The organism is Flavobacterium limi, from assembly GCF_010645075.1.
In the GTDB taxonomy this organism is placed as follows: Bacteria; Bacteroidota; Bacteroidia; order Flavobacteriales; family Flavobacteriaceae; genus Flavobacterium; species Flavobacterium limi.
In genome coordinates this window covers 328,697-349,450 of record NZ_JAADZV010000003.1, presented here as the reverse complement: position 1 = coordinate 349,450, position 20,754 = coordinate 328,697, and the positions used below count along the sequence as shown (strand labels likewise).

General features: G+C 34.3%; 34 protein-coding genes. 33 read left to right on the top strand and 1 reads right to left on the bottom strand.

Translation table 11 applies throughout. From position 1 onward, the window contains the following. Nucleotides 1-84: 84 nt before the first annotated feature. A complete protein-coding gene (locus GXM16_RS08755; protein WP_229684279.1) occupies nucleotides 85-1,788 on the bottom strand; it encodes a BamA/TamA family outer membrane protein in 1,704 nt (567 codons plus the stop codon). A 181-nt stretch (nucleotides 1,789-1,969) separates the two neighbouring features. Between GXM16_RS08755 and rpsL the strand changes: the two genes are divergently transcribed. From rpsL to carA, 33 genes are all read left to right on the top strand, one after another. Beyond that, a complete protein-coding gene (gene rpsL, locus GXM16_RS08750; protein ID WP_007136570.1) occupies nucleotides 1,970-2,353 on the top strand; it encodes a 30S ribosomal protein S12 in 384 nt (127 codons plus the stop codon). Nucleotides 2,354-2,377: 24 nt separating this feature from the next. Then, nucleotides 2,378-2,854 carry a 30S ribosomal protein S7 gene (gene rpsG / locus GXM16_RS08745; protein ID WP_026727879.1) on the top strand — a complete coding sequence of 159 codons (477 nt, stop codon included), beginning with the start codon at nucleotides 2,378-2,380 and terminating at the stop codon, nucleotides 2,852-2,854. Between the two features lie 10 nt (nucleotides 2,855-2,864). Further along, nucleotides 2,865-5,021 carry an elongation factor G gene (gene fusA, locus GXM16_RS08740; RefSeq protein ID WP_163393989.1) on the top strand — a complete coding sequence of 719 codons (2,157 nt, stop codon included), beginning with the start codon at nucleotides 2,865-2,867 and terminating at the stop codon, nucleotides 5,019-5,021. A 10-nt stretch (nucleotides 5,022-5,031) separates the two neighbouring features. Beyond that, nucleotides 5,032-5,337: a 30S ribosomal protein S10 gene (gene rpsJ, locus GXM16_RS08735; RefSeq protein ID WP_007803605.1), complete on the top strand. Its 306-nt coding sequence runs from the start codon at nucleotides 5,032-5,034 to the stop codon at nucleotides 5,335-5,337. A gap of 402 nt (nucleotides 5,338-5,739) precedes the next feature. Continuing rightward, nucleotides 5,740-6,357 carry a 50S ribosomal protein L3 gene (gene rplC / locus GXM16_RS08730; RefSeq protein WP_163393988.1) on the top strand — a complete coding sequence of 206 codons (618 nt, stop codon included), beginning with the start codon at nucleotides 5,740-5,742 and terminating at the stop codon, nucleotides 6,355-6,357. Then, nucleotides 6,357-6,986: a 50S ribosomal protein L4 gene (gene rplD, locus GXM16_RS08725; RefSeq protein ID WP_163393987.1), complete on the top strand. Its 630-nt coding sequence runs from the start codon at nucleotides 6,357-6,359 to the stop codon at nucleotides 6,984-6,986. Before rplC ends, rplD begins: the two co-directional genes overlap by 1 nt. A 7-nt stretch (nucleotides 6,987-6,993) precedes the next feature. Then, nucleotides 6,994-7,284, top strand: a complete 291-nt coding sequence (rplW, locus tag GXM16_RS08720; protein ID WP_012022489.1) for a 50S ribosomal protein L23 — start codon at nucleotides 6,994-6,996, stop codon at nucleotides 7,282-7,284. A gap of 9 nt (nucleotides 7,285-7,293) precedes the next feature. Further along, nucleotides 7,294-8,118 carry a 50S ribosomal protein L2 gene (gene rplB / locus GXM16_RS08715; protein WP_008464287.1) on the top strand — a complete coding sequence of 275 codons (825 nt, stop codon included), beginning with the start codon at nucleotides 7,294-7,296 and terminating at the stop codon, nucleotides 8,116-8,118. Nucleotides 8,119-8,124: 6 nt separating this feature from the next. Continuing rightward, nucleotides 8,125-8,403 (top strand): 30S ribosomal protein S19, encoded by a 279-nt coding sequence (rpsS, locus tag GXM16_RS08710; protein ID WP_012022488.1) that lies wholly within the window; start codon nucleotides 8,125-8,127, stop codon nucleotides 8,401-8,403. A gap of 6 nt (nucleotides 8,404-8,409) precedes the next feature. Next, a complete protein-coding gene (rplV, locus tag GXM16_RS08705; protein WP_007803631.1) occupies nucleotides 8,410-8,823 on the top strand; it encodes a 50S ribosomal protein L22 in 414 nt (137 codons plus the stop codon). Between the two features lie 5 nt (nucleotides 8,824-8,828). Continuing rightward, nucleotides 8,829-9,590 carry a 30S ribosomal protein S3 gene (gene rpsC / locus GXM16_RS08700; protein ID WP_007803635.1) on the top strand — a complete coding sequence of 254 codons (762 nt, stop codon included), beginning with the start codon at nucleotides 8,829-8,831 and terminating at the stop codon, nucleotides 9,588-9,590. Between the two features lie 19 nt (nucleotides 9,591-9,609). Next, nucleotides 9,610-10,035, top strand: a complete 426-nt coding sequence (rplP, locus tag GXM16_RS08695) for a 50S ribosomal protein L16 (protein ID WP_017495016.1) — start codon at nucleotides 9,610-9,612, stop codon at nucleotides 10,033-10,035. Between the two features lie 13 nt (nucleotides 10,036-10,048). Continuing rightward, a complete protein-coding gene (rpmC, locus tag GXM16_RS08690; protein WP_163393986.1) occupies nucleotides 10,049-10,240 on the top strand; it encodes a 50S ribosomal protein L29 in 192 nt (63 codons plus the stop codon). Nucleotides 10,241-10,257: 17 nt separating this feature from the next. Next, nucleotides 10,258-10,518, top strand: coding sequence for a 30S ribosomal protein S17 (gene rpsQ, locus GXM16_RS08685; protein WP_007803646.1), 261 nt, complete (start codon nucleotides 10,258-10,260; stop codon nucleotides 10,516-10,518). Between the two features lie 2 nt (nucleotides 10,519-10,520). Then, nucleotides 10,521-10,889 carry a 50S ribosomal protein L14 gene (gene rplN, locus GXM16_RS08680; RefSeq protein ID WP_007803649.1) on the top strand — a complete coding sequence of 123 codons (369 nt, stop codon included), beginning with the start codon at nucleotides 10,521-10,523 and terminating at the stop codon, nucleotides 10,887-10,889. A gap of 11 nt (nucleotides 10,890-10,900) precedes the next feature. Then, nucleotides 10,901-11,215, top strand: a complete 315-nt coding sequence (rplX, locus tag GXM16_RS08675; protein WP_053470828.1) for a 50S ribosomal protein L24 — start codon at nucleotides 10,901-10,903, stop codon at nucleotides 11,213-11,215. Nucleotides 11,216-11,217: 2 nt separating this feature from the next. Further along, nucleotides 11,218-11,769 (top strand): 50S ribosomal protein L5, encoded by a 552-nt coding sequence (rplE, locus tag GXM16_RS08670; RefSeq protein WP_007803652.1) that lies wholly within the window; start codon nucleotides 11,218-11,220, stop codon nucleotides 11,767-11,769. Between the two features lie 3 nt (nucleotides 11,770-11,772). After that, on the top strand, nucleotides 11,773-12,042 hold the full coding sequence (rpsN, locus tag GXM16_RS08665; protein ID WP_031456037.1) for a 30S ribosomal protein S14: 270 nt from the start codon (nucleotides 11,773-11,775) through the stop codon (nucleotides 12,040-12,042). Between the two features lie 104 nt (nucleotides 12,043-12,146). After that, nucleotides 12,147-12,545, top strand: a complete 399-nt coding sequence (rpsH, locus tag GXM16_RS08660) for a 30S ribosomal protein S8 (protein WP_017495014.1) — start codon at nucleotides 12,147-12,149, stop codon at nucleotides 12,543-12,545. A gap of 18 nt (nucleotides 12,546-12,563) precedes the next feature. Then, nucleotides 12,564-13,106 (top strand): 50S ribosomal protein L6, encoded by a 543-nt coding sequence (rplF, locus tag GXM16_RS08655; RefSeq protein WP_031456036.1) that lies wholly within the window; start codon nucleotides 12,564-12,566, stop codon nucleotides 13,104-13,106. An 11-nt stretch (nucleotides 13,107-13,117) separates the two neighbouring features. Next, nucleotides 13,118-13,468, top strand: coding sequence for a 50S ribosomal protein L18 (rplR, locus tag GXM16_RS08650; protein WP_017495012.1), 351 nt, complete (start codon nucleotides 13,118-13,120; stop codon nucleotides 13,466-13,468). A gap of 3 nt (nucleotides 13,469-13,471) precedes the next feature. After that, nucleotides 13,472-13,996: a 30S ribosomal protein S5 gene (rpsE, locus tag GXM16_RS08645; protein WP_157486071.1), complete on the top strand. Its 525-nt coding sequence runs from the start codon at nucleotides 13,472-13,474 to the stop codon at nucleotides 13,994-13,996. Nucleotides 13,997-14,008: 12 nt separating this feature from the next. Next, the gene (gene rpmD, locus GXM16_RS08640) at nucleotides 14,009-14,191 is read left to right on the top strand and encodes a 50S ribosomal protein L30 (protein ID WP_017495010.1); all 183 of its coding nucleotides are present in this window, start codon (nucleotides 14,009-14,011) and stop codon (nucleotides 14,189-14,191) included. An 11-nt stretch (nucleotides 14,192-14,202) separates the two neighbouring features. Then, on the top strand, nucleotides 14,203-14,655 hold the full coding sequence (gene rplO, locus GXM16_RS08635; RefSeq protein WP_163393985.1) for a 50S ribosomal protein L15: 453 nt from the start codon (nucleotides 14,203-14,205) through the stop codon (nucleotides 14,653-14,655). Nucleotides 14,656-14,667: 12 nt separating this feature from the next. Beyond that, the gene (gene secY, locus GXM16_RS08630) at nucleotides 14,668-16,014 is read left to right on the top strand and encodes a preprotein translocase subunit SecY (protein WP_163393984.1); all 1,347 of its coding nucleotides are present in this window, start codon (nucleotides 14,668-14,670) and stop codon (nucleotides 16,012-16,014) included. A gap of 7 nt (nucleotides 16,015-16,021) precedes the next feature. Further along, nucleotides 16,022-16,237, top strand: coding sequence for a translation initiation factor IF-1 (gene infA, locus GXM16_RS08625; RefSeq protein ID WP_007136545.1), 216 nt, complete (start codon nucleotides 16,022-16,024; stop codon nucleotides 16,235-16,237). A 12-nt stretch (nucleotides 16,238-16,249) separates the two neighbouring features. Continuing rightward, nucleotides 16,250-16,366 (top strand): type B 50S ribosomal protein L36, encoded by a 117-nt coding sequence (gene ykgO, locus GXM16_RS08620; protein WP_002987490.1) that lies wholly within the window; start codon nucleotides 16,250-16,252, stop codon nucleotides 16,364-16,366. A gap of 2 nt (nucleotides 16,367-16,368) precedes the next feature. Next, nucleotides 16,369-16,743 (top strand): 30S ribosomal protein S13, encoded by a 375-nt coding sequence (rpsM, locus tag GXM16_RS08615; RefSeq protein ID WP_012022478.1) that lies wholly within the window; start codon nucleotides 16,369-16,371, stop codon nucleotides 16,741-16,743. A gap of 8 nt (nucleotides 16,744-16,751) precedes the next feature. Further along, the gene (gene rpsK / locus GXM16_RS08610) at nucleotides 16,752-17,135 is read left to right on the top strand and encodes a 30S ribosomal protein S11 (RefSeq protein WP_007803677.1); all 384 of its coding nucleotides are present in this window, start codon (nucleotides 16,752-16,754) and stop codon (nucleotides 17,133-17,135) included. 91 nt (nucleotides 17,136-17,226) lie between these two features. Further along, nucleotides 17,227-17,832, top strand: a complete 606-nt coding sequence (rpsD, locus tag GXM16_RS08605) for a 30S ribosomal protein S4 (RefSeq protein WP_007803679.1) — start codon at nucleotides 17,227-17,229, stop codon at nucleotides 17,830-17,832. A gap of 21 nt (nucleotides 17,833-17,853) precedes the next feature. Further along, nucleotides 17,854-18,846, top strand: coding sequence for a DNA-directed RNA polymerase subunit alpha (locus GXM16_RS08600; RefSeq protein WP_008464329.1), 993 nt, complete (start codon nucleotides 17,854-17,856; stop codon nucleotides 18,844-18,846). A 63-nt stretch (nucleotides 18,847-18,909) separates the two neighbouring features. Continuing rightward, nucleotides 18,910-19,401 carry a 50S ribosomal protein L17 gene (gene rplQ / locus GXM16_RS08595; protein WP_091496644.1) on the top strand — a complete coding sequence of 164 codons (492 nt, stop codon included), beginning with the start codon at nucleotides 18,910-18,912 and terminating at the stop codon, nucleotides 19,399-19,401. Between the two features lie 239 nt (nucleotides 19,402-19,640). Next, nucleotides 19,641-20,750 (top strand): glutamine-hydrolyzing carbamoyl-phosphate synthase small subunit, encoded by a 1,110-nt coding sequence (gene carA / locus GXM16_RS08590; RefSeq protein WP_163393983.1) that lies wholly within the window; start codon nucleotides 19,641-19,643, stop codon nucleotides 20,748-20,750. Nucleotides 20,751-20,754 lie beyond the last annotated feature (4 nt).

The following is a 20,754-nucleotide window of genomic DNA, read 5'->3' as shown; positions in this document are numbered from 1 at the left end:
TTTTAAATATTTTGAATTAGTATCGCAAAACTCTTAATAATTTGTTAACTATCCTAATAAATAAAAATGTTTTTTCGGTAAATATCAAAATTTAACATTATAACATATGTTTATGATAGTGTTATATAATTTTAAATTTTGGCCATTCACAAGACTATTTGTAAGGTTAATCTTTAATATTCCATTAGTGGTTAAAATAGTTGTTCCTGCTCCGATTCCTGTTAATTTGTCTATTTTGGTTTTGTTTTCATTTCTTGTTAAGTCTTGATATATTCCATAATCAAGAATTGAATTTACATATAAATTTTTTGAAACAAGATATCTGTATTCTGTAAGAATTGAAGAGAATAAATTTGCCTGTAAGCTGTTTTCTAAAAAACCTCTAATGGAATATATTCCTCCAAATCGAAATAATTCATTAATGATATAATTTTTGCTGTTAAGATAAAAATTTTGTGAATTTATGTTAATGAAATTCTTTTCGTTTAGTTCGAAGTTATAAGAGAAATTTAAATTTGTGTAAAATTGATTGCTGGAAGAAATTGTTTCAGGCTGATTGTTTGTGTTTCTTTTGCCAAATCCTAAAATAAAATTAATATTGGCCTTTTTGGATAACAAATAATTAACAGCATCTGTTTTTGTATAATCAAATGTTGAAGTTATAAAAGTGTTTTTGAAATCACTTATCGTTGTGTTGTTCGTGTTTTGAATATCGCTTGACTCTGTTGACTGATATCCTAAGTATAATTTTGAATTGTATTTGATATAATAGCCTAAGTCAATTCCGGTTTTTGTGTTTTGAAATGTGCTGTCTTGTTTGAAAATGTTTAATTGAGCTTTTATGCCAAGTGAAGATTTGAAAATATATGGGATTTCTAATTTTGTATTAAAGGTTTTTTGCTGTTTGCCATCGCTTTTCCAATACAGGGAAAATTGTTCACCTGCCTGAAGAGTGTTTTGTAATGTTATGTCAAGATATCCGTTTAGATTCACTTTTTTATTTTCATCATTTGAAAATCCAATATATCCGTCAAAGGTATTTGCTTTTCTTTTTTCAATATATACATAAACTTTTGTGGAATCATTTGTGAATAATATTTCAGGATATTTTGTTTGATTTATGAATCCAAAATTATTTATATCATCGTAAAGTTCTTTGGTTATTTTTTGGTTAAAAGTTTTGTTGAGGTATTTTTTATTGAGTTGTTTTAGGTGTCCTTTGGGAAAATAATCCTTGCGATTGTTATTTGTGTAATTTATTACAATGGAATTAATATTGCGTTTTTTTTCAGAATTAAAATTTAAGTCAGCATAAATTATCAAATTCTTTCTACGGATGTTTTCTAATTTTAATCTGCTTAATGCATAGCCTTGTTTTTCTGCATCAATTATTTTTTGATTTATATAGCTTTCGGTTTCTTCATATGGGATAATTATAGTGTCATTTTTAGTTTTGAATAGGTTGAAAAATGAATTATTTCTACCTATATATATATAGGTGTGTTTTATTTTGTTGCCAAGTGAGAATTTGTAGGTGTATGTAGAGTCGTTTTCTTTATAATTTTCAAGTTTTTTGATGTCTAAGTATCCTTTTTTGTAGAGTTTTTCTATGTTTGAAATTGATTCATCAACAACAGATTTGATATTCGAATGTTTTTTGGTGTAGTTTAATGAATCTATAATTGCATTTTCTGTTTTGTTGGTACCGCTAATTTTTAAATTAAAATTTTGAGCATAACCAGAAATGCTTATTATAGAAAAATATATTATATGTAGTAACTGTTTCAAGGGCAATTGTTTCATTTATTAAAAGTATTGCAAATATCCATTCTTTGTTTGTAAAATCATAAGCCTAAATAATCTTATTGAAAATTAATGATTTAACGTTTGTATAGTGGAATTTATTTTATACATTTGCAACCCCGTAAAAAGCGGGAATTTAATATCATATTAATTTTTAGTATTAATTATGCCAACAATTCAACAATTAGTAAGAACAGGAAGAACTCAGATCACTAAGAAGAGTAAATCGGTTGCTTTAGATTCTTGTCCTCAAAGAAGAGGGGTTTGTACGCGTGTTTACACTACTACACCAAAAAAACCAAACTCTGCAATGCGTAAAGTTGCGCGTGTACGTTTGACAAATGGTAATGAGGTGAATGCTTACATCCCGGGAGAAGGACACAATCTACAAGAGCACTCGATAGTATTAGTGAGAGGCGGAAGGGTAAAAGATTTACCAGGTGTTAGATATCACATCGTTCGTGGGGCGCTTGATACGTCAGGTGTTGCAGGAAGAACGCAAAGAAGATCTAAGTACGGTGCTAAACGCCCAAAAGAAGCAAAAAAGTAATTTAAAAACTTTTAAGAAAAAGACATGAGAAAAAGAGCGGCAAAGAAAAGACCACTTTTACCGGATCCAAGGTTTAACGATCAATTGGTAACACGTTTTGTAAACAACTTAATGTGGGATGGTAAAAAATCTACAGCTTTTAAAGTTTTTTATGATGCAATTGACATCATTGAAACTAAAAAACAAAATGATGAGAAAACTTCATTAGAAATCTGGAAAGATGCTTTAACAAACGTTATGCCTCACGTAGAAGTGCGTAGCCGTAGAGTTGGTGGAGCTACATTTCAAATTCCAATGCAGATCCGTCCAGACAGAAAAATTTCTATGGCAATGAAGTGGTTGATACTTTATTCTAGAAGAAGAAATGAAAAATCTATGGCACAACGTTTAGCTTCTGAGTGTTTAGCTGCTGCTAAAGAAGAAGGTGCTGCGGTTAAGAAAAGAATGGATACTCACAAAATGGCAGAAGCTAATAAAGCATTCTCTCACTTTAGATTTTAATTCGTAAGAAATGGCTAGAGATTTAAAATATACAAGAAATATCGGAATCGCTGCTCATATTGATGCTGGTAAAACAACAACAACTGAGCGTATTCTTTTTTATACTGGAAAGTCACATAAAATTGGTGAGGTGCACGATGGGGCGGCTACTATGGACTGGATGGCGCAAGAGCAGGAAAGAGGTATTACTATTACTTCTGCTGCAACAACTTGTACTTGGAATTTTCCAACTGAACAAGGTAAAGTGCTTCCGGAATCATTACCATACCACTTTAATATTATTGATACTCCTGGACACGTTGACTTTACTGTAGAGGTAAACCGTTCTTTGCGTGTACTTGATGGTTTAGTTTTCTTATTTAGTGCTGTTGACGGTGTTGAGCCTCAATCAGAGACTAACTGGAGACTTGCTGATCAATATAGAGTTCCTCGTATGGGATTCGTAAATAAAATGGACCGTCAAGGTGCTAACTTTTTAGCTGTATGCGGACAGGTTAAAGATATGTTGAAATCGAATGCGGTTGCAATTACTTTGCCTATTGGTGATGAAGCTGATTTTAAAGGTATTGTTGACTTAGTGAAAAATCAAGCTATTGTATGGCATGATGAAACTCAAGGAGCTACTTTTGATATCGTTGATATTCCAGCTGATATGGTTGATGACGTTAAGCATTACCGTTCTATTCTTATCGAAGAGATTGCGACTTATGACGAAAATCTTTTAGATAAGTACATGGAGGATGAGAATTCTATTACTGAAGAAGAAATCAACAACGCTTTAAGAGCTGCGACTATTGATATGGCAATCATTCCAATGCTTGCTGGTTCTTCTTTCAAAAACAAAGGTGTTCAATTTATGTTGGATGCAGTTTGTAAATATTTGCCATCTCCATTAGATAAAGAAGGTATTGAAGGAATTCACCCTGATGATGCTGAATTATTAGAAGAAGATCAAAAGAAAATCTTACGTAGACCAGATGTAAAAGAGCCGTTTGCTGCTTTAGCATTTAAAATTGCAACTGACCCGTTCGTAGGTCGTTTAGCTTTCTTCCGTGCTTACTCTGGACGTTTAGATGCTGGTTCTTATGTTTTAAATACTCGTTCTGGTAACAAAGAGAGAATCTCTCGTATTTACCAAATGCACGCTAACAAACAAAATCCAATCGAATTTATTGAGGCTGGAGATATTGGAGCTGCTGTAGGATTTAAAGATATCAAAACTGGAGATACTTTATCTGATGAAAAGAATCCAATTATTTTGGAATCTATGAAATTCCCTGAGCCAGTAATTGGTATTGCTATTGAGCCTAAAACTAAAGCTGACGTTGATAAAATGGGTATGGCTTTAGCTAAATTAGCTGAAGAAGATCCAACATTTACAGTTAGAACAGATGAGGCTTCAGGTCAAACTATTATTTCTGGTATGGGTGAGCTTCACTTGGATATCTTAGTTGATCGTATGAAACGTGAATTTAAAGTTGAAGTGAACCAAGGTGAGCCTCAAGTAGAATATAAAGAAGCATTCACAAAATCTGCTCAACATAGAGAAACTTACAAAAAACAATCTGGAGGTCGTGGTAAATTCGGTGATATCGTATTTAGAATCGAGCCTGCTGATGAAGTTGATGGTAAAGTTCCTGTAGGATTACAGTTTGTTAATGAGGTAAAAGGTGGTAACGTTCCTAAAGAATATATCCCTGCTGTTGAAAAAGGTTTCCGTGAGGCTATGAAAACAGGTCCATTAGCTGGGTATGCTGTTGATAGTTTAAAAGTAACTTTATTAGACGGGTCTTTCCACCCTGTGGATTCTGATGCTCTTTCTTTTGAATTAGCTGCTAGAATGGGTTATAAAGAGTCTGGACGTGCTGCTGGAGCTGTTATTCTTGAGCCAATCATGAAAATCGAAGTTATTACTCCTGAAGAAAACATGGGTGATATCGTGGGTGACTTGAACCGTCGTAGAGGTCAGGTTAATGACATGGGTGATAGAAATGGTGCTAAAACTATCAAAGCAGATGTGCCTTTATCAGAAATGTTTGGTTATGTAACGACATTAAGAACATTATCTTCTGGTAGAGCTACTTCAACAATGGAGTTCTCTCACTATGCAGAAACACCTTCTAATATTTCAGAAGAGGTAATCAAAAAAGCAAAAGGTAACGCTTAATTTTAAGAAAATGAGTCAAAAAATCAGAATAAAACTAAAATCTTACGATCACATGTTGGTAGATAAATCTGCTGAAAAGATCGTAAAAACAGTAAAAACTACTGGAGCAGTTGTAACAGGTCCAATTCCGTTGCCAACTCACAAAAAACTTTTCACTGTATTGCGTTCTCCGCACGTTAATAAAAAAGCGAGAGAGCAATTTGAAGTAATGTCATACAAGAGATTGATTGATATTTATTCATCTTCATCTAAAACTATTGATGCTTTAATGAAACTTGAATTGCCAAGTGGAGTAGAAGTGGAGATAAAAGTATAATTTTTTGTTGTATTTTATATAAAAAGCGAGATAGAAATGTCTCGCTTTTTTTTATCCCATGCTCTTGCTTTTGTTTGTTTGAAATTGAATTTTACAGATTTAAAGTTTTGATTGATTTTTGTAAAAACCTTTGTTTTAAGGAGGTTTAGATGTTTTTTTGTTTTGAATTTGTTGAGTAATTGTTTGGTGTGAATAGATTGTGGTTTCGGAAATTCGGTTTGATTTTTCTGCTGAATAAAATCTCTTTTGATGGTTTTAGATGCTTGGATTTTGATAATGAGCAATTTAATTTTTATAACTGTTTGGTATATTCAATTTTAATGTCTACTTTTGCACTCCCTGTTTGAAAATTTCTGTTATTTTCAAATTGAAGGGAATTTTAGTAATTAATAATTAATATTTATGTCTGGGTTAATTGGTAAAAAAATCGGCATGACTAGTATTTTCGACGAAAACGGGAAAAACATTCCTTGTACAGTAATCGAAGCTGGGCCGTGTGTTGTTACCCAAGTCAGAACCAAAGGTGTTGACGGGTATGAAGCGTTGCAACTTGGTTTCGATGACAAAAACGAGAAACATTCTACTAAAGCTGCTTTAGGGCACTTTAAAAAAGCTGGAACTGTTGCTAAGAAAAAAGTCGTTGAATTCCAAGATTTTGCAACTGAACAAAAATTAGGAGATCTTATTGATGTTTCTATTTTTGAAGAAGGAGAATTTGTAGACGTACAAGGTGTGTCTAAAGGTAAAGGTTTCCAGGGGGTTGTTAAACGTCACGGTTTTGGTGGTGTTGGACAGGCTACTCATGGTCAGCACAACCGTTTAAGAGCGCCGGGTTCTGTAGGAGCTTCTTCTTATCCATCTAGAGTATTCAAAGGAATGCGTATGGCTGGAAGAATGGGTGGAGATAATGTAAAAGTACAAAACCTTAGAGTTTTAAAAGTAGTTACTGAAAAGAACCTGCTTGTTGTTAAAGGGTGTATTCCTGGGCACAAAAACTCTTACGTAATCATTCAGAAGTAATGGAAGTAAAAGTATTAGATTTCAACGGAAAAGATACTGGTAGAAAAGTTCAACTTTCTGATTCAGTATTCGCAATTGAACCAAATAATCATGCTGTATATCTTGATGTTAAGCAATATCTTGCTAATCAAAGACAAGGTACTCACAAAGCTAAAGAAAGAGCTGAAGTAACTGGTAGTACGCGTAAGATTAAAAAACAAAAGGGTACAGGTACTGCTCGTGCAGGAAGTGTTAAAAACCCGTTGTTTAAAGGTGGTGGGACGGTTTTTGGACCAAGGCCAAGAAGTTATTCATTTAAATTGAATAAAGGGTTAAAAAGATTGGCTAGAAAATCAGCTTTCTCAATCAAAGCAAAAGAGTCAAATGTTATTGTTCTTGAAGACTTTAATTTTGATGTACCAAACACTAAAAATTTCATTAACGTTTTGAAAGCTTTAGGGTTAGAAAATAAAAAATCTCTATTTGTATTGGGTGAGTCAAATAAAAATGTATATTTGTCGTCACGTAATTTAAAGGCTTCAAACGTCGTAACTAGCTCAGAATTAAGCACTTACGCAATATTAAACGCTAATAATTTAGTGCTTTTGGAAGGTTCTTTAGAGTTAATTGAAGAAAATTTAAGTAAATAATAGGAATATGAGCATCATTATCAGACCTATAGTAACGGAAAAAGTAACCAAAGAAAGTGAAGTTCTAAACCGCTTTGGATTCGTTGTTGACAAAAAGGCAAACAAAGTTCAAATTAAGAAAGCTGTTGAAGCTGCTTATGGTGTAACTATTGTTTCGGTTAATACAATGAATGTGAGACCGGATAGATCTACTAAATACACTAAAAGTGGTTTAATCAGTGGAAAGACAAATGCAATTAAAAAAGCAATTGTTCAAGTACAAGAAGGAGAAACAATTGATTTTTACAACAATATCTAAGATAGAAAAATGTCAGTAAGAAAATTAAAACCTATTACCCCAGGTCAGCGATTTAGAGTTGTGAATGGTTATGACGCCATTACAACTGATAAGCCGGAACGCTCTTTGATAGCGCCGATAAAAAACTCTGGAGGTAGAAATAGTCAAGGAAAGATGACCATGCGTTATACGGGTGGTGGTCACAAGCAGAGATATCGTATTATTGATTTCAAAAGAACTAAAGACGGAATTCCGGCTACTGTGAAATCAATAGAATACGATCCGAATCGTACTGCATTTATCGCTTTGTTGGCTTATGCTGATGGAGAGAAAACTTATATTATCGCTCAAAACGGATTGAAAGTTGGTCAGAAATTAGTTTCTGGTCCAGAGTCTCAACCAGAGATTGGTAATACTTTGCCTTTAAGCAGAATTCCTCTTGGAACTGTTATATCTTGTATTGAGTTACGTCCAGGACAAGGAGCTGTTATCGCTCGTTCAGCTGGAACTTTTGCTCAGTTAATGGCAAGAGACGGAAAATATGCAACAATTAAAATGCCATCTGGTGAAACAAGATTAATCTTGTTAACTTGTTCGGCTACAATTGGAGCTGTTTCTAATTCTGATCACCAATTGGTTGTATCTGGTAAAGCAGGTAGAACAAGATGGTTAGGAAGAAGACCTAGAACTAGACCGGTAGCGATGAACCCAGTTGATCACCCTATGGGAGGTGGTGAAGGACGTTCTTCTGGAGGGCACCCACGTTCAAGAAACGGATTGCCAGCTAAAGGTTACAGAACTCGTTCTAAGAAAAACCCGAGTAACAAGTATATCGTAGAACGTAGAAAGAAATAATAAGATATGGCACGTTCATTAAAAAAAGGACCTTTCGTTCATTATAAATTAGACAAGAAAGTTCAGGAAAACGTAGAAAGTGGTAAAAATAGTGTAGTTAAGACTTGGTCTAGAGCTTCTATGATTACTCCGGATTTCGTTGGACAAACTATTGCAGTTCATAACGGTCGTCAATTTGTACCAGTTTACGTAACAGAAAACATGGTAGGTCACAAATTAGGAGAATTTTCGCCAACTAGATCTTTTAGAGGTCATGCTGGAGCAAAAAATAAAGGTAAAAAATAAGAAGCAATGGGAGTTCGTAAAAGAGAAACAGCAGATGCGAGAAAAGAGGCTAATAAGTCTATCGCTTTCGCAAAATTGAATAACTGCCCTACTTCACCTAGAAAAATGCGCTTAGTAGCGGACTTGGTAAGAGGTCAGAAGGTAGAAAGAGCACTTAACATTTTAAGATTCAGTTCTAAAGAAGCTTCAAGAAAATTAGAAAAACTATTATTATCTGCAATCAATAACTGGGAGCAAAAAAATAGCGAAGGTAATTTAGAAGAAGCTGGATTATTTGTTAAAGAGATCAGAGTAGATGGTGGAATGATGTTAAAAAGACTTCGTCCAGCTCCACAAGGTCGTGCACACAGAATAAGAAAACGTTCTAACCACGTAACAATCGTGCTTGGAGCTATCAATAACACACAAAGCAATTCTTAAGCAGCATGGGACAAAAGACAAATCCAATTGGAAATAGACTTGGTATCATCAGAGGATGGGACTCAAACTGGTATGGTGGAAATGATTACGGTGATAAACTTGCCGAAGATCACAAAATCAGAAAGTATATCCATGCCCGTTTATCAAAAGCTAGTGTATCAAAAGTGATCATCGAGAGAACTTTAAAGCTTGTAACCGTTACTATCACTACTGCCAGACCAGGTATCATTATCGGAAAAGGTGGTCAAGAGGTAGACAAGTTAAAAGAGGAACTTAAGAAAGTTACTGACAAAGAGGTTCAAATCAACATCTTTGAAATCAAAAGACCTGAATTAGATGCTTATCTTGTGGCGACAAGCATCGCTCGTCAGATCGAAAGCCGTATTTCTTACAGACGTGCGATCAAAATGGCTATTGCTGCTTCTATGCGTATGAACGCTGAAGGTATCAAAGTTTTGATTTCTGGTCGTTTGAATGGAGCAGAGATGGCACGTTCAGAAGGATTCAAAGAAGGAAGAATTCCTCTATCAACTTTCAGAGCAGACATTGATTATGCTTTGGCTGAAGCTCACACTACTTATGGTAGAATGGGTATCAAAGTATGGATCATGAAAGGTGAAGTTTATGGAAAGAGAGATCTTTCTCCACTTGCAGGAATGGATAAAAAACAATCTGGTACTGGTGGTGGTAAAGGTGGAGATTCTCCAAGAGGAGATAGAAAACCCTTTAATAAAGGTGGTAAACCAGACGCTCGTAAGAGAAAGTAAATTTTTAAACTAAAGAAAAATGTTACAGCCTAAAAGAACAAAATACCGTAAGGTACAAAAAGGTAAGATGAAAGGTAACTCTCAAAGAGGGCATGAACTTTCTAATGGAATGTTTGGTATTAAATCTGTGCATGAAGATGGAATGTTCTTAACTTCACGTCAAATCGAAGCTGCGCGTATTGCTGCAACTCGTTACATGAAGAGAGAAGGACAATTGTGGATTAAAATATTTCCAGACAAACCTATTACTAAGAAACCTCTTGAAGTACGTATGGGTAAGGGTAAAGGAGCAGTTGAGTATTGGGCTGCTGTTGTTAAACCAGGAAGAATTATGTTTGAAGTTGGAGGAGTTCCATTGTCAGTTGCAAAAGAGGCTTTACGTCTTGCAGCTCAAAAACTTCCAGTAAAAACTAAGTTCGTCGTTGCTAGAGATTTCGAAGCATAATTAAATTTATATTATGAAACAATCAGAAATAAAAGATCTTTCTGCAGCGGAGTTGCAAGAAAAACTTAGTCAAACTAAGAAACTATATGCTGACCTAAAAATGGCTCACGCTATTTCTCCAATTGAAAACCCACTTCAAATTAGAAGTGTAAGAAGAACAGTTGCAAGATTAGCTACGGAGTTAACTAAAAGAGAGTTACAATAATTGTATTCTGCTGAAAGATGGAAGAAAAAAGAAATTTAAGAAAAGAAAGAATAGGTGTTGTTACTTCTAATAAAATGGATAAATCTATTGTTATTGCTGAAGTGAGAAAAGTAAAACACCCATTATACGGTAAGTTCGTGTTAAAAACTAAGAAATATGTTGCACACGACGAAACAAACGACTGTAACATTGGAGATACTGTAAGAATTAGCGAAACGCGTCCTTTGAGTAAAACGAAATGTTGGAGATTAGTTGAAATCTTAGAAAGAGCTAAATAATTATGGTACAACAAGAATCAAGACTAAAAGTAGCAGATAACACGGGAGCTAAAGAAGTTTTAACTATTCGTGTTTTAGGAGGTACTAAAAGAAGATATGCCTCTGTTGGTGACAAGATTGTAGTTTCTATCAAAGATGCAACTCCAAACGGAAACGTAAAAAAAGGAGCTGTTTCAACTGCAGTTGTTGTACGTACTAAAAAAGAAGTGAGAAGAGCTGATGGTTCTTATATCCGTTTCGATGACAATGCATGTGTTCTTTTGAATGCTGCAGGTGAAATGAGAGGAACTCGTGTTTTTGGTCCGGTAGCAAGAGAACTTCGTGAAAAACAATTCATGAAAATTGTATCATTAGCACCAGAAGTGCTTTAATTCGTTTTAAGATGATAAAGCTAAAAATAAAATCAGGAGATATCGTAAGGGTAATTGCCGGAGACCATAAAGGTGCTGAAGGTAAAGTTTTACGTGTTTACCGTGAAAAAAACAAAGCGATCGTTGAAGGTGTAAACCTGGTTTCAAAACATACTAAACCAAGTGCTAAAAACCCTCAAGGTGGTATCGTTAAGAAAGAGGCTTCTATTCAAATTTCTAACATTTCTCTAATTGATCCTAAAACTAAGGAAACAACTAGAGTTGGTATTAGAGTAGAAGGAGATAAGAAAGTAAGATTTTCAAAAAAATCTAATCAAGTACTATAGTAATGGCATATACACCTAGACTAAAAGAAGAATATAAGAGTAGGGTAATCTCTGCTCTTAAAGAAGAGTTCGGATATACAAACGTAATGCAAGTTCCAAAACTTGAAAAAATCGTTTTGAGCCGTGGAGTTGGTGCAGCTGTATCTGATAAAAAACTTATCGACTATGCAGTTGATGAGTTAACAAAGATCACTGGACAAAAAGCAGTATCTACAATTTCTAAGAAAGACGTTGCGTCTTTCAAATTAAGAAAAGGGATGCCTATTGGAGCAAAAGTTACCTTGCGTGGTGAAAGAATGTATGAGTTTTTAGATAGACTTGTTACTTCTGCTTTGCCGCGTGTTAGAGATTTTAGTGGTATCAAAGCTACTGGTTTTGACGGTAGAGGTAATTACAATCTTGGAGTTTTGGAGCAAATCATTTTCCCTGAAATTGATATTGATAAAGTAAACAAAATCTCAGGAATGGATATAACTTTTGTTACTACAGCAAAAACAGACAAGGAAGCAAAGTCATTATTGGCTGAATTAGGATTACCTTTTAAAAAGAATTAAGACATGGCTAAAGAATCAATGAAAGCCCGTGAGGTGAAAAGAGAGAAAACGGTAGCTAAGTACGCTGAAAAAAGAAAAGCTTTGCTTGAAGCTGGAGATTATGAAGGTCTACAAAAATTACCTAAAAATGCTTCGCCAGTTCGTTTGCACAATCGTTGTAAATTAACAGGTAGACCAAGAGGTTATATTCGTCAATTTGGTATTTCTCGTGTAACTTTTCGTGAGATGGCTAATAATGGATTAATTCCTGGAGTTAAAAAAGCGTCTTGGTAATCTCGCAATAAGTTATTACTTTTGCAAACCAAAAAATAATTTTAATTGATTAAAGGTTCGGGAAACGAGTGTTTCCCGAAAACCATAATCGCAATCAAATACATATGTATACAGATCCTATTGCAGATTATTTGACCAGAGTTCGTAACGCTGTGGCTGCAAACCACAAAGTTGTTGAAATTCCGGCTTCTAATCTAAAAAAAGAAATAACCAAGATCTTATTTGATCAAGGTTATATCTTGAGTTACAAATTTGAGGACAACTCTGTTCAGGGTTCAATCAAAATTGCTTTGAAGTATGATAAAGATACTAAAGAGCCTGTAATTAAAGATATCCAAAGAATTAGTAAACCAGGTTTACGTAAGTACGCTGGTGCTGCCAAATTACCAAGAATCCTTAACGGATTAGGAATTGCTATTGTTTCTACATCAAAAGGTTTGATGACAGGAAAACAAGCTAAGCAATTAAATGTAGGTGGTGAAGTAATTTGTTACGTATACTAATTTTAAAGACTAAATAAGATGTCAAGAATAGGTAAAAGCCCAATTGTAATCCCTGCTGGAGTAACTGTAGAAGTTAAAGACGGTATTATTACAGTAAAAGGAAAAAAAGGTCAACTAACTCAGGAGTTTTCGGACGTAACTGTAACAGTTGAAGGCGATCAAGCTTTAGTAGAAAGATCGTCTGATCATAAAGACCAAAGAGCAAAACACGGATTGTACAGATCATTGATTAGTAATATGATTGTTGGTGTATCTGAAGGTTTTACAAAAGAACTTGAATTAGTTGGAGTTGGTTATAGAGCTTCAAACCAAGGTCAAAAGTTAGATTTAGCTCTTGGATATTCTCACAATATTGTTTTGGAAGTTGCTCCTGAAGTAGTGGTAGAAACAATATCTGAAAAAGGAAAAAACCCTATCGTAAAATTAACATCATTTGATAAACAACTTTTAGGACAGGTTGCTGCGAAAATCAGAGGTTTCCGTAAGCCTGAGCCATACAAAGGAAAAGGTGTTAAATTTGTGGGTGAAGTATTAAGAAGAAAAGCAGGTAAATCAGCTTAAAAAATAAGATTATGTCATTAACAAAATCTGATAGAAGACAGAGAATTAGATTCAGAATTAGAAAATCGATTAGCGGTACTGCTGCTAACCCTAGATTATCTGTATTTAGAAGTAATAAGGAAATTTACGCTCAACTTATTGATGATGTAAATGGAGTTACTTTATTAGCTGCATCTTCAAGAGAAAAAGAAATAGGAAAAGGTACTAACGTGGAAGTAGCGGCTGCAGTTGGAAAACTAGTTGCTGAAAAAGCGTTGAAAGCCGGGATTGATACCATTACTTTTGACAGAGGTGGTTATTTATATCACGGTCGTATTAAATCATTAGCAGAAGGCGCAAGAGCCGCTGGACTTAAATTCTAATATATTATGTCTAAATACAAAAATGTAGAATTGGTAAAACCTAGTGGTCTTGAACTTAAAGATCGTCTGGTAAGTGTTAATCGTGTTACTAAGGTTACAAAAGGAGGTAGAGCTTTCGGTTTTTCTGCTATTGTAGTTGTAGGTGATGAAAACGGAGTAGTTGGTCATGGATTAGGAAAATCTAAAGATGTTTCTGAAGCAATAGCGAAAGCAGTAGAAGATGCTAAGAAAAATTTAGTAAAAATTCCTTTGAATGGACAATCTGTTCCTCACGAACAAAAGGGAAAATTTGGTGGTGCTCGTGTATTTTTAATTCCTGCTTCTCATGGTACAGGAGTTATCGCTGGTGGAGCTGTTCGTTCAGTTCTTGAATCAGTAGGTATTCATGATGTATTGTCTAAATCTCAGGGATCATCAAATCCTCATAACGTAGTAAAAGCAACTTTTGATGCTTTATTGCAAATGAGAAGCGCTCATACTGTTGCAAGACAGAGAGGTGTTTCTTTAGAAAAAGTTTTTAAAGGTTAATTCAAGGAAATTATGGCTAAATTATTAGTAAAACAAGTAAGGAGCAAAATCAACTGTCCTCTTTCTCAAAAGAGAGGTTTGGAAGCTTTGGGTCTACGTAAAATGGGACAAGTTGTAGAGCATGATTCAAATCCTGCTATCCTTGGGATGATAAACAAAGTTAAACACTTAGTTTCTGTTGAAGAAGCTAAATAACAAATACTGTTATGAATTTAAGTAACTTAAAACCAGCTGAAGGGTCAACACACAATCAAAATAAAAGATTAGGTAGAGGAGAAGGTTCTGGAAAAGGTGGTACTTCTGCAAGAGGTCACAAAGGAGCAAAATCTCGTTCTGGTTATTCTAAAAAGATTGGTTTTGAAGGAGGTCAAATGCCACTTCAAAGACGTGTACCTAAGTTTGGTTTCACAAACATCAATCGTAAAGAATACGAAGGTGTTAATTTAGATACACTTCAATTATTAGTAGACAATGGTGTGATTACTGATTCTGTATCTATGGCAGACTTCGTGGCAAACCGTTTGGCTACAAAGAATGAAATCGTTAAGATTTTAGGTAGAGGAGAATTGAAGGCAAAATTAAAAGTAACTGCTCACAAATTTACTGCTACTGCAAAAGCTGCTATTGAGGCTGCTGGTGGAGAGGCTGTAACAATATAATTTTTCTATTGTATGAAGAAATTTATTGAATCAATAAGTAATGTTTGGAAAATCGAAGAACTGAAAAATAGAATCTTAATTACATTAGGATTGCTTTTAGTATATCGTTTTGGAGCACACGTTACGCTTCCAGGAATTGATGCAACTCAATTGACTGGTTTAGCGGGACAAACTAAAAATGGTTTAGGATCTATCTTAGACATGTTCACCGGAGGTGCTTTCTCTAAAGCTTCAGTTTTTGCTTTAGGAATTATGCCTTACATTTCTGCTTCTATTGTTGTTCAGTTAATGGGAATTGCGATTCCATATTTGCAAAAACTTCAAAATGATGGAGAAAGCGGTAGAAAAAAGATTAATCAAATTACCCGTTGGTTAACTATTGCTATTACATTGGTTCAAGGTCCGACTTACATCTATAATTTATACAGAACACTTCCTAGTAATGCTTTTTTACTAGGGTTTAACTCTCCTGAGTTTTTGTTTTCTTCTGTTATTATCTTGGTTACAGGTACAATTTTTGCTATGTGGCTTGGAGAAAAAATTACTGATAAGGGGATTGGAAATGGAATTTCATTATTGATTATGGTTGGTATTTTAGCTCGTTTACCACAAGCTTTTATACAAGAATTTACGACCAGAGTTACTAATAACAATGGTGGTCCAATGTTGTTGGTTATTGAAATTATTGTATGGTTGTTGGTTATTATCTCTTGTGTATTACTTACAATGGCAGTACGTAGAATTCCGGTTCAATATGCTCGTCGTACAACAACTGGAGATTATGAGCAGGATTTGGCTGGTGGTAACAGACAATGGATACCGCTGAAACTGAATGCTTCTGGAGTTATGCCAATCATCTTTGCTCAGGCAATTATGTTTATACCTGCTGCTGTCGCAGGATTGTCTAAATCAGATACATCACAATCTATTGTTGGAACATTTAGTAATATGTTTGGGTTTTGGTATAATTTTGTTTTTGCAACTTTAATTATTGTATTCACATTCTTCTATACTGCGATTACAGTACCTACTAACAAAATGGCCGATGATTTAAAAAGAAGTGGTGGTTTTATCCCAGGTGTTAGGCCGGGTGCTGAAACTTCAGACTTTCTTGATAAAGTGATGTCTTTAATAACTTTTCCAGGATCTTTATTTCTTGCTCTAATTGCTGTGTTTCCAGCTATTGTTGTAAGTGTTATGGATGTACAACAATCTTGGGCAATGTTTTTTGGAGGTACCTCTTTAATAATTATGGTTGGTGTTGCAATAGATACTATTCAGCAGATCAATTCATACTTGTTAAATAAACATTATGATGGTTTAATGAAGACTGGTAAAAATAGAAAAGCGGTAGCTTAATATATTTATGGCAAAACAATCAGCAATAGAACAAGACGGATCAATCATTGAAGCATTGTCAAATGCGATGTTCCGTGTAGAGTTAGAAAATGGACATATTGTAATTGCTCATATTTCTGGTAAAATGCGTATGCATTACATCAAATTATTACCTGGTGATAAAGTGAAACTGGAAATGAGCCCTTATGATTTGTCAAAAGCAAGAATTACTTATCGATATTAAAGGATAATTACTATGAAAGTTAGAGCATCAGTAAAAAAGAGAAGTGCCGAGTGCATTATCGTGCGTAGAAAAGGGAGACTGTACGTAATAAACAAAAAGAATCCTAGATTTAAACAAAGACAAGGATAATTATGGCAAGAATAGCAGGGGTAGATATCCCAAAAAACAAAAGAGGTGTTATTGCACTTACCTATATTTTCGGATTAGGAAAAAGTAGAGCTATTGAGATTTTAGAAAAAGCTCAGGTTAGCCAGGATAAAAAAGTTCAAGATTGGAATGATGACGAGATCGGAGCAATTCGTGATGCGGTTTCATTTTACAAAATTGAAGGAGAATTACGTTCTGAGGTTTCTTTGAACATCAAACGTTTAATGGATATTGGTTGTTATAGAGGTATCCGTCACAGATCTGGACTTCCATTAAGAGGACAAAGAACTAAAAATAACTCTAGAACAAGAAAAGGTAAAAGAAAAACTGTTGCTAACAAGAAAAAAGCAACTAAATAATAAGTAATATGGCTAAAGCAACTGCAAAAAAACGTAAAGTTATCGTTGAATCAACGGGTGAAGCTCATATTTCTGCCACTTTCAACAATATTATTATTTCTTTGACAAACAAGAAAGGCGAAGTTATTTCTTGGTCTTCAGCTGGTAAAATGGGATTCAGAGGTTCTAAAAAGAATACTCCGTATGCAGCTCAAATGGCAGCAGAAGATTGTAGTAAAGTAGCTCTAGAGGCTGGACTGAAAAAAGTTAAGGTTTATGTAAAAGGACCAGGAAACGGACGTGAGTCTGCTATTCGTTCTATTCATAACGGTGGAATTGAAGTTACAGAGATTATCGATGTTACTCCAATGCCACATAACGGATGTCGTCCTCCAAAAAGACGTAGAGTTTAATAATATTATTTAAGTATAACAAGGTAGAATAACGATTATCGAAGGATATGACCTGAATTCATAATCTCTACCTTAAATTAATTTTTTAGAAATGGCAAGATATACTGGTCCTAAAACTAGAATTGCTCGTAAATTTGGCGAGGCAATATTCGGAGATGACAAATCTTTCGAAAAAAGAAATTACCCTCCTGGACAACACGGGATGGCTAAAAAAAGAGGTAAAAAATCTGAATATGCTGTTCAGTTGATGGAAAAGCAAAAAGCTAAATATTCTTATGGAATTTTAGAAAAACAATTCAGAGGTTTATTTAAAAAAGCATCAGCTACTAAAGGTGTTACTGGTGAGGTTCTTTTACAATTATGTGAAGCAAGATTGGATAATGTCGTTTTTAGAATGGGAATTGCTCCATCTCGTAGAGGTGCAAGACAATTAGTTTCTCACAGACACATTACTGTAAATGGTGAAGTTGTAAATATTCCGTCTTACCACCTTAAGCCTGGTGATAAAGTTGCAGTTCGTGAAAAATCTAAATCTTTAGAAGCTATCGAACGTTCTTTGTCAAATTCAAGTCATGTTTATGAATGGATTACTTGGAACAATGATCTTAAAGAAGGAACTTTCGTTTCTGTACCTGCAAGACTTCAAATTCCAGAAAACATTAAAGAACAATTAATCGTAGAGTTGTACAACAAATAATAATTGACTTAGTCGAAATTTATGGCAATATTTAATTTTCAAAAGCCCGATAAAGTTATCATGATCGATTCAACCGATTTTGAAGGTAAATTCGAATTTAGACCTTTAGAGCCTGGTTATGGATTGACAGTTGGTAATGCACTTAGAAGAGTTTTGCTTTCAGCGTTAGAAGGTTATGCAATTACATCTGTTCGTATCGAAGGTGTAGATCATGAGTTTTCTACTATTTCAGGTGTTGTTGAGGACGTTACAGAAATTATCCTTAATCTTAAACAAGTACGTTTCAAACGTCAGATTGAAGATATCGATAATGAATCAGTTACTATTTCTGTTTCTGGTAAAGACCAATTAACAGCAGGCGATTTTCAAAAATTTATCTCAGGTTTCCAAGTTCTGAACCCAGACCTTGTTATCTGTAATTTAGATTCTAAAATCAAATTGAACTTCGATTTAACAATCGAGAAAGGTAGAGGATACGTTCCTGCTGAAGAGAACAAAAAACAGAATGCTGCAATTGGAACAATTTTTACAGATTCTATTTTTACTCCGGTAAAAAATGTAAAATATGCAATCGAAAATTTCCGTGTAGAGCAAAAGACAGATTACGAAAAATTAGTTTTTGAAATTAAAACTGATGGATCTATCAATCCAAAAGATGCTCTTACTGAAGCTGCTAAAGTTTTAATTCACCATTTCATGTTGTTTTCTGATGAAAGAATTACACTTGAGGCTGACGAAATTGCACAAACAGAATCGTATGATGAAGAGTCATTGCATATGAGACAATTGCTTAAAACTAAGCTTGTTGATATGGATTTATCTGTGAGAGCATTAAATTGCTTGAAAGCGGCTGAAGTTGATACACTTGGTGATTTAGTATCGTTCAATAAAAATGACCTAATGAAATTCCGTAATTTCGGTAAAAAATCTTTAACTGAACTTGATGAACTTGTTGCAGTGAAGAATTTGACTTTCGGAATGGATTTAGCTAAATACAAATTAGATAAAGAATAAACCACTTCGTATTTTGCTCTCCAAAGAGGATAGAAGCAAGATGAAGGTTTTAAAAAACACGTCATGAGACACGGAAAAAAAATCAATCACTTAAGCAGACAGACTGGACATAGAAAAGCTATGTTGGCTAATATGGCTTGTTCTCTTATCGAGCACAAACGTATTAACACTACTGTTGCTAAAGCTAAAGCGCTTAAACAATTCGTTGAGCCTTTAATTACAAAGTCAAAAGAGGATACGACTCACAATCGTCGTATTGTTTTTGCTTACTTACGTAACAAATACGCTGTAACTGATTTGTTCAGAGATGTTGCTGCTAAAGTAGGTGACCGTCCAGGAGGATACACACGTATCATTAAAGTTGGAAATCGTTTGGGAGATAACGCTGATATGGCGATGATCGAACTTGTTGACTTCAATGAACTTTACAACGGAGGTAAAAAAGAAGTTAAAAAAGCTAAAAGCCGTCGTGGTGGTAAAGCTAAAAAAGCTGAAACTGCTGCTCCAGAAGCTCCTGCTGCTGAAACAGAAACGACTACTGAAGCTTCTGAATAATTATGAAAGTAATCATTCTATAAAAATCAAGGATAAACTAATTTTTAGTTTATCCTTTTTTTTTGATTTTTTTAAAGCTGTAAAAATCTAACTTATTTAAAATGATCGGTTTTATTTTTACGATTGAAAGTTTTAAAAAATCTTGGAGGGGCTATTTTAAAGAAGTAAATTTGCAAAATATCTAATTACAAATGAGGTTTTACTTCATACACAATTAAAAAAACAATACAAATTAAGGAATGAAATACACAACACGACAAAGCGCCATTTTATTACTAAGTGATGGAACTATTTTTCATGGAAAGTCTATCGGTATTAGCGGTAAAACTTTTGGTGAAGTTTGTTTTAATACTGGAATGACTGGATACCAAGAGATCTTTACTGATCCTTCTTATTATGGTCAAATTATGGTTACTACGAATCCGCATATTGGGAATTATGGTATAAATGATTTAGAAGTTGAATCAGATAGCGTGAAGATTGCTGGTTTAGTTTGTAAAAATTTTAGTTTTAATTATTCTAGAGCTGGGGCTTCTGGAAGTTTGGAAGATTATTTTACCAAACAAAATCTAATCTGTATTTCTGATGTAGACACTAGAGCTTTAGTAAGTTATATTCGTGATAATGGAGCAATGAATGCTGTTATCTGTACAGATGGGACTTCAATTGAAGATCTTAAAAAGGAATTGGCAAACGTTCCAAATATGGAAGGTCTTGAATTGGCATCAAAAGTATCTACAAAAGAACCTTATTTTGTTGGAGATGAAAATGCTACGTATAAAATTTCTGCGTTAGATCTAGGAATAAAAAAGAACATTTTAAGAAACTTCGCGAAAAGAGATTGCTATATTAAGGTATTTCCTTATAATACAACTTATGAGGAATTAAGCGCATTTAATCCTGATGGATATTTCTTGTCTAACGGACCTGGAGATCCAGACCCTCTTTACGGAGTAATAGAGGTTGCTAAAAATATTATTTCAGATAATAAACCTTTGTTTGGAATTTGTTTAGGACACCAAATCATTGCTTTAGCAAATGGCGTCCAAACTTATAAAATGTTTGGAGGACACCGCGGGATTAATCATCCAGTAAAAAATCTTCTTACAGGTAAAGGTGAGATTACTTCTCAAAATCACGGTTTTGCTGTAAAAAGAGAAGCTTTAGATGGGCATGCTGAGCTGGAGCTTACTCATATACACCTTAACGATGATACTGTTGCGGGGATGAGAATGAAAAACAAGAATTGCTTTTCAGTTCAATATCATCCAGAAGCTAGCCCAGGGCCACATGATTCGTCATATTTGTTTGACCAATTTGTGGAGAATATTAAAAGAAGTAAGGTCTAAAACG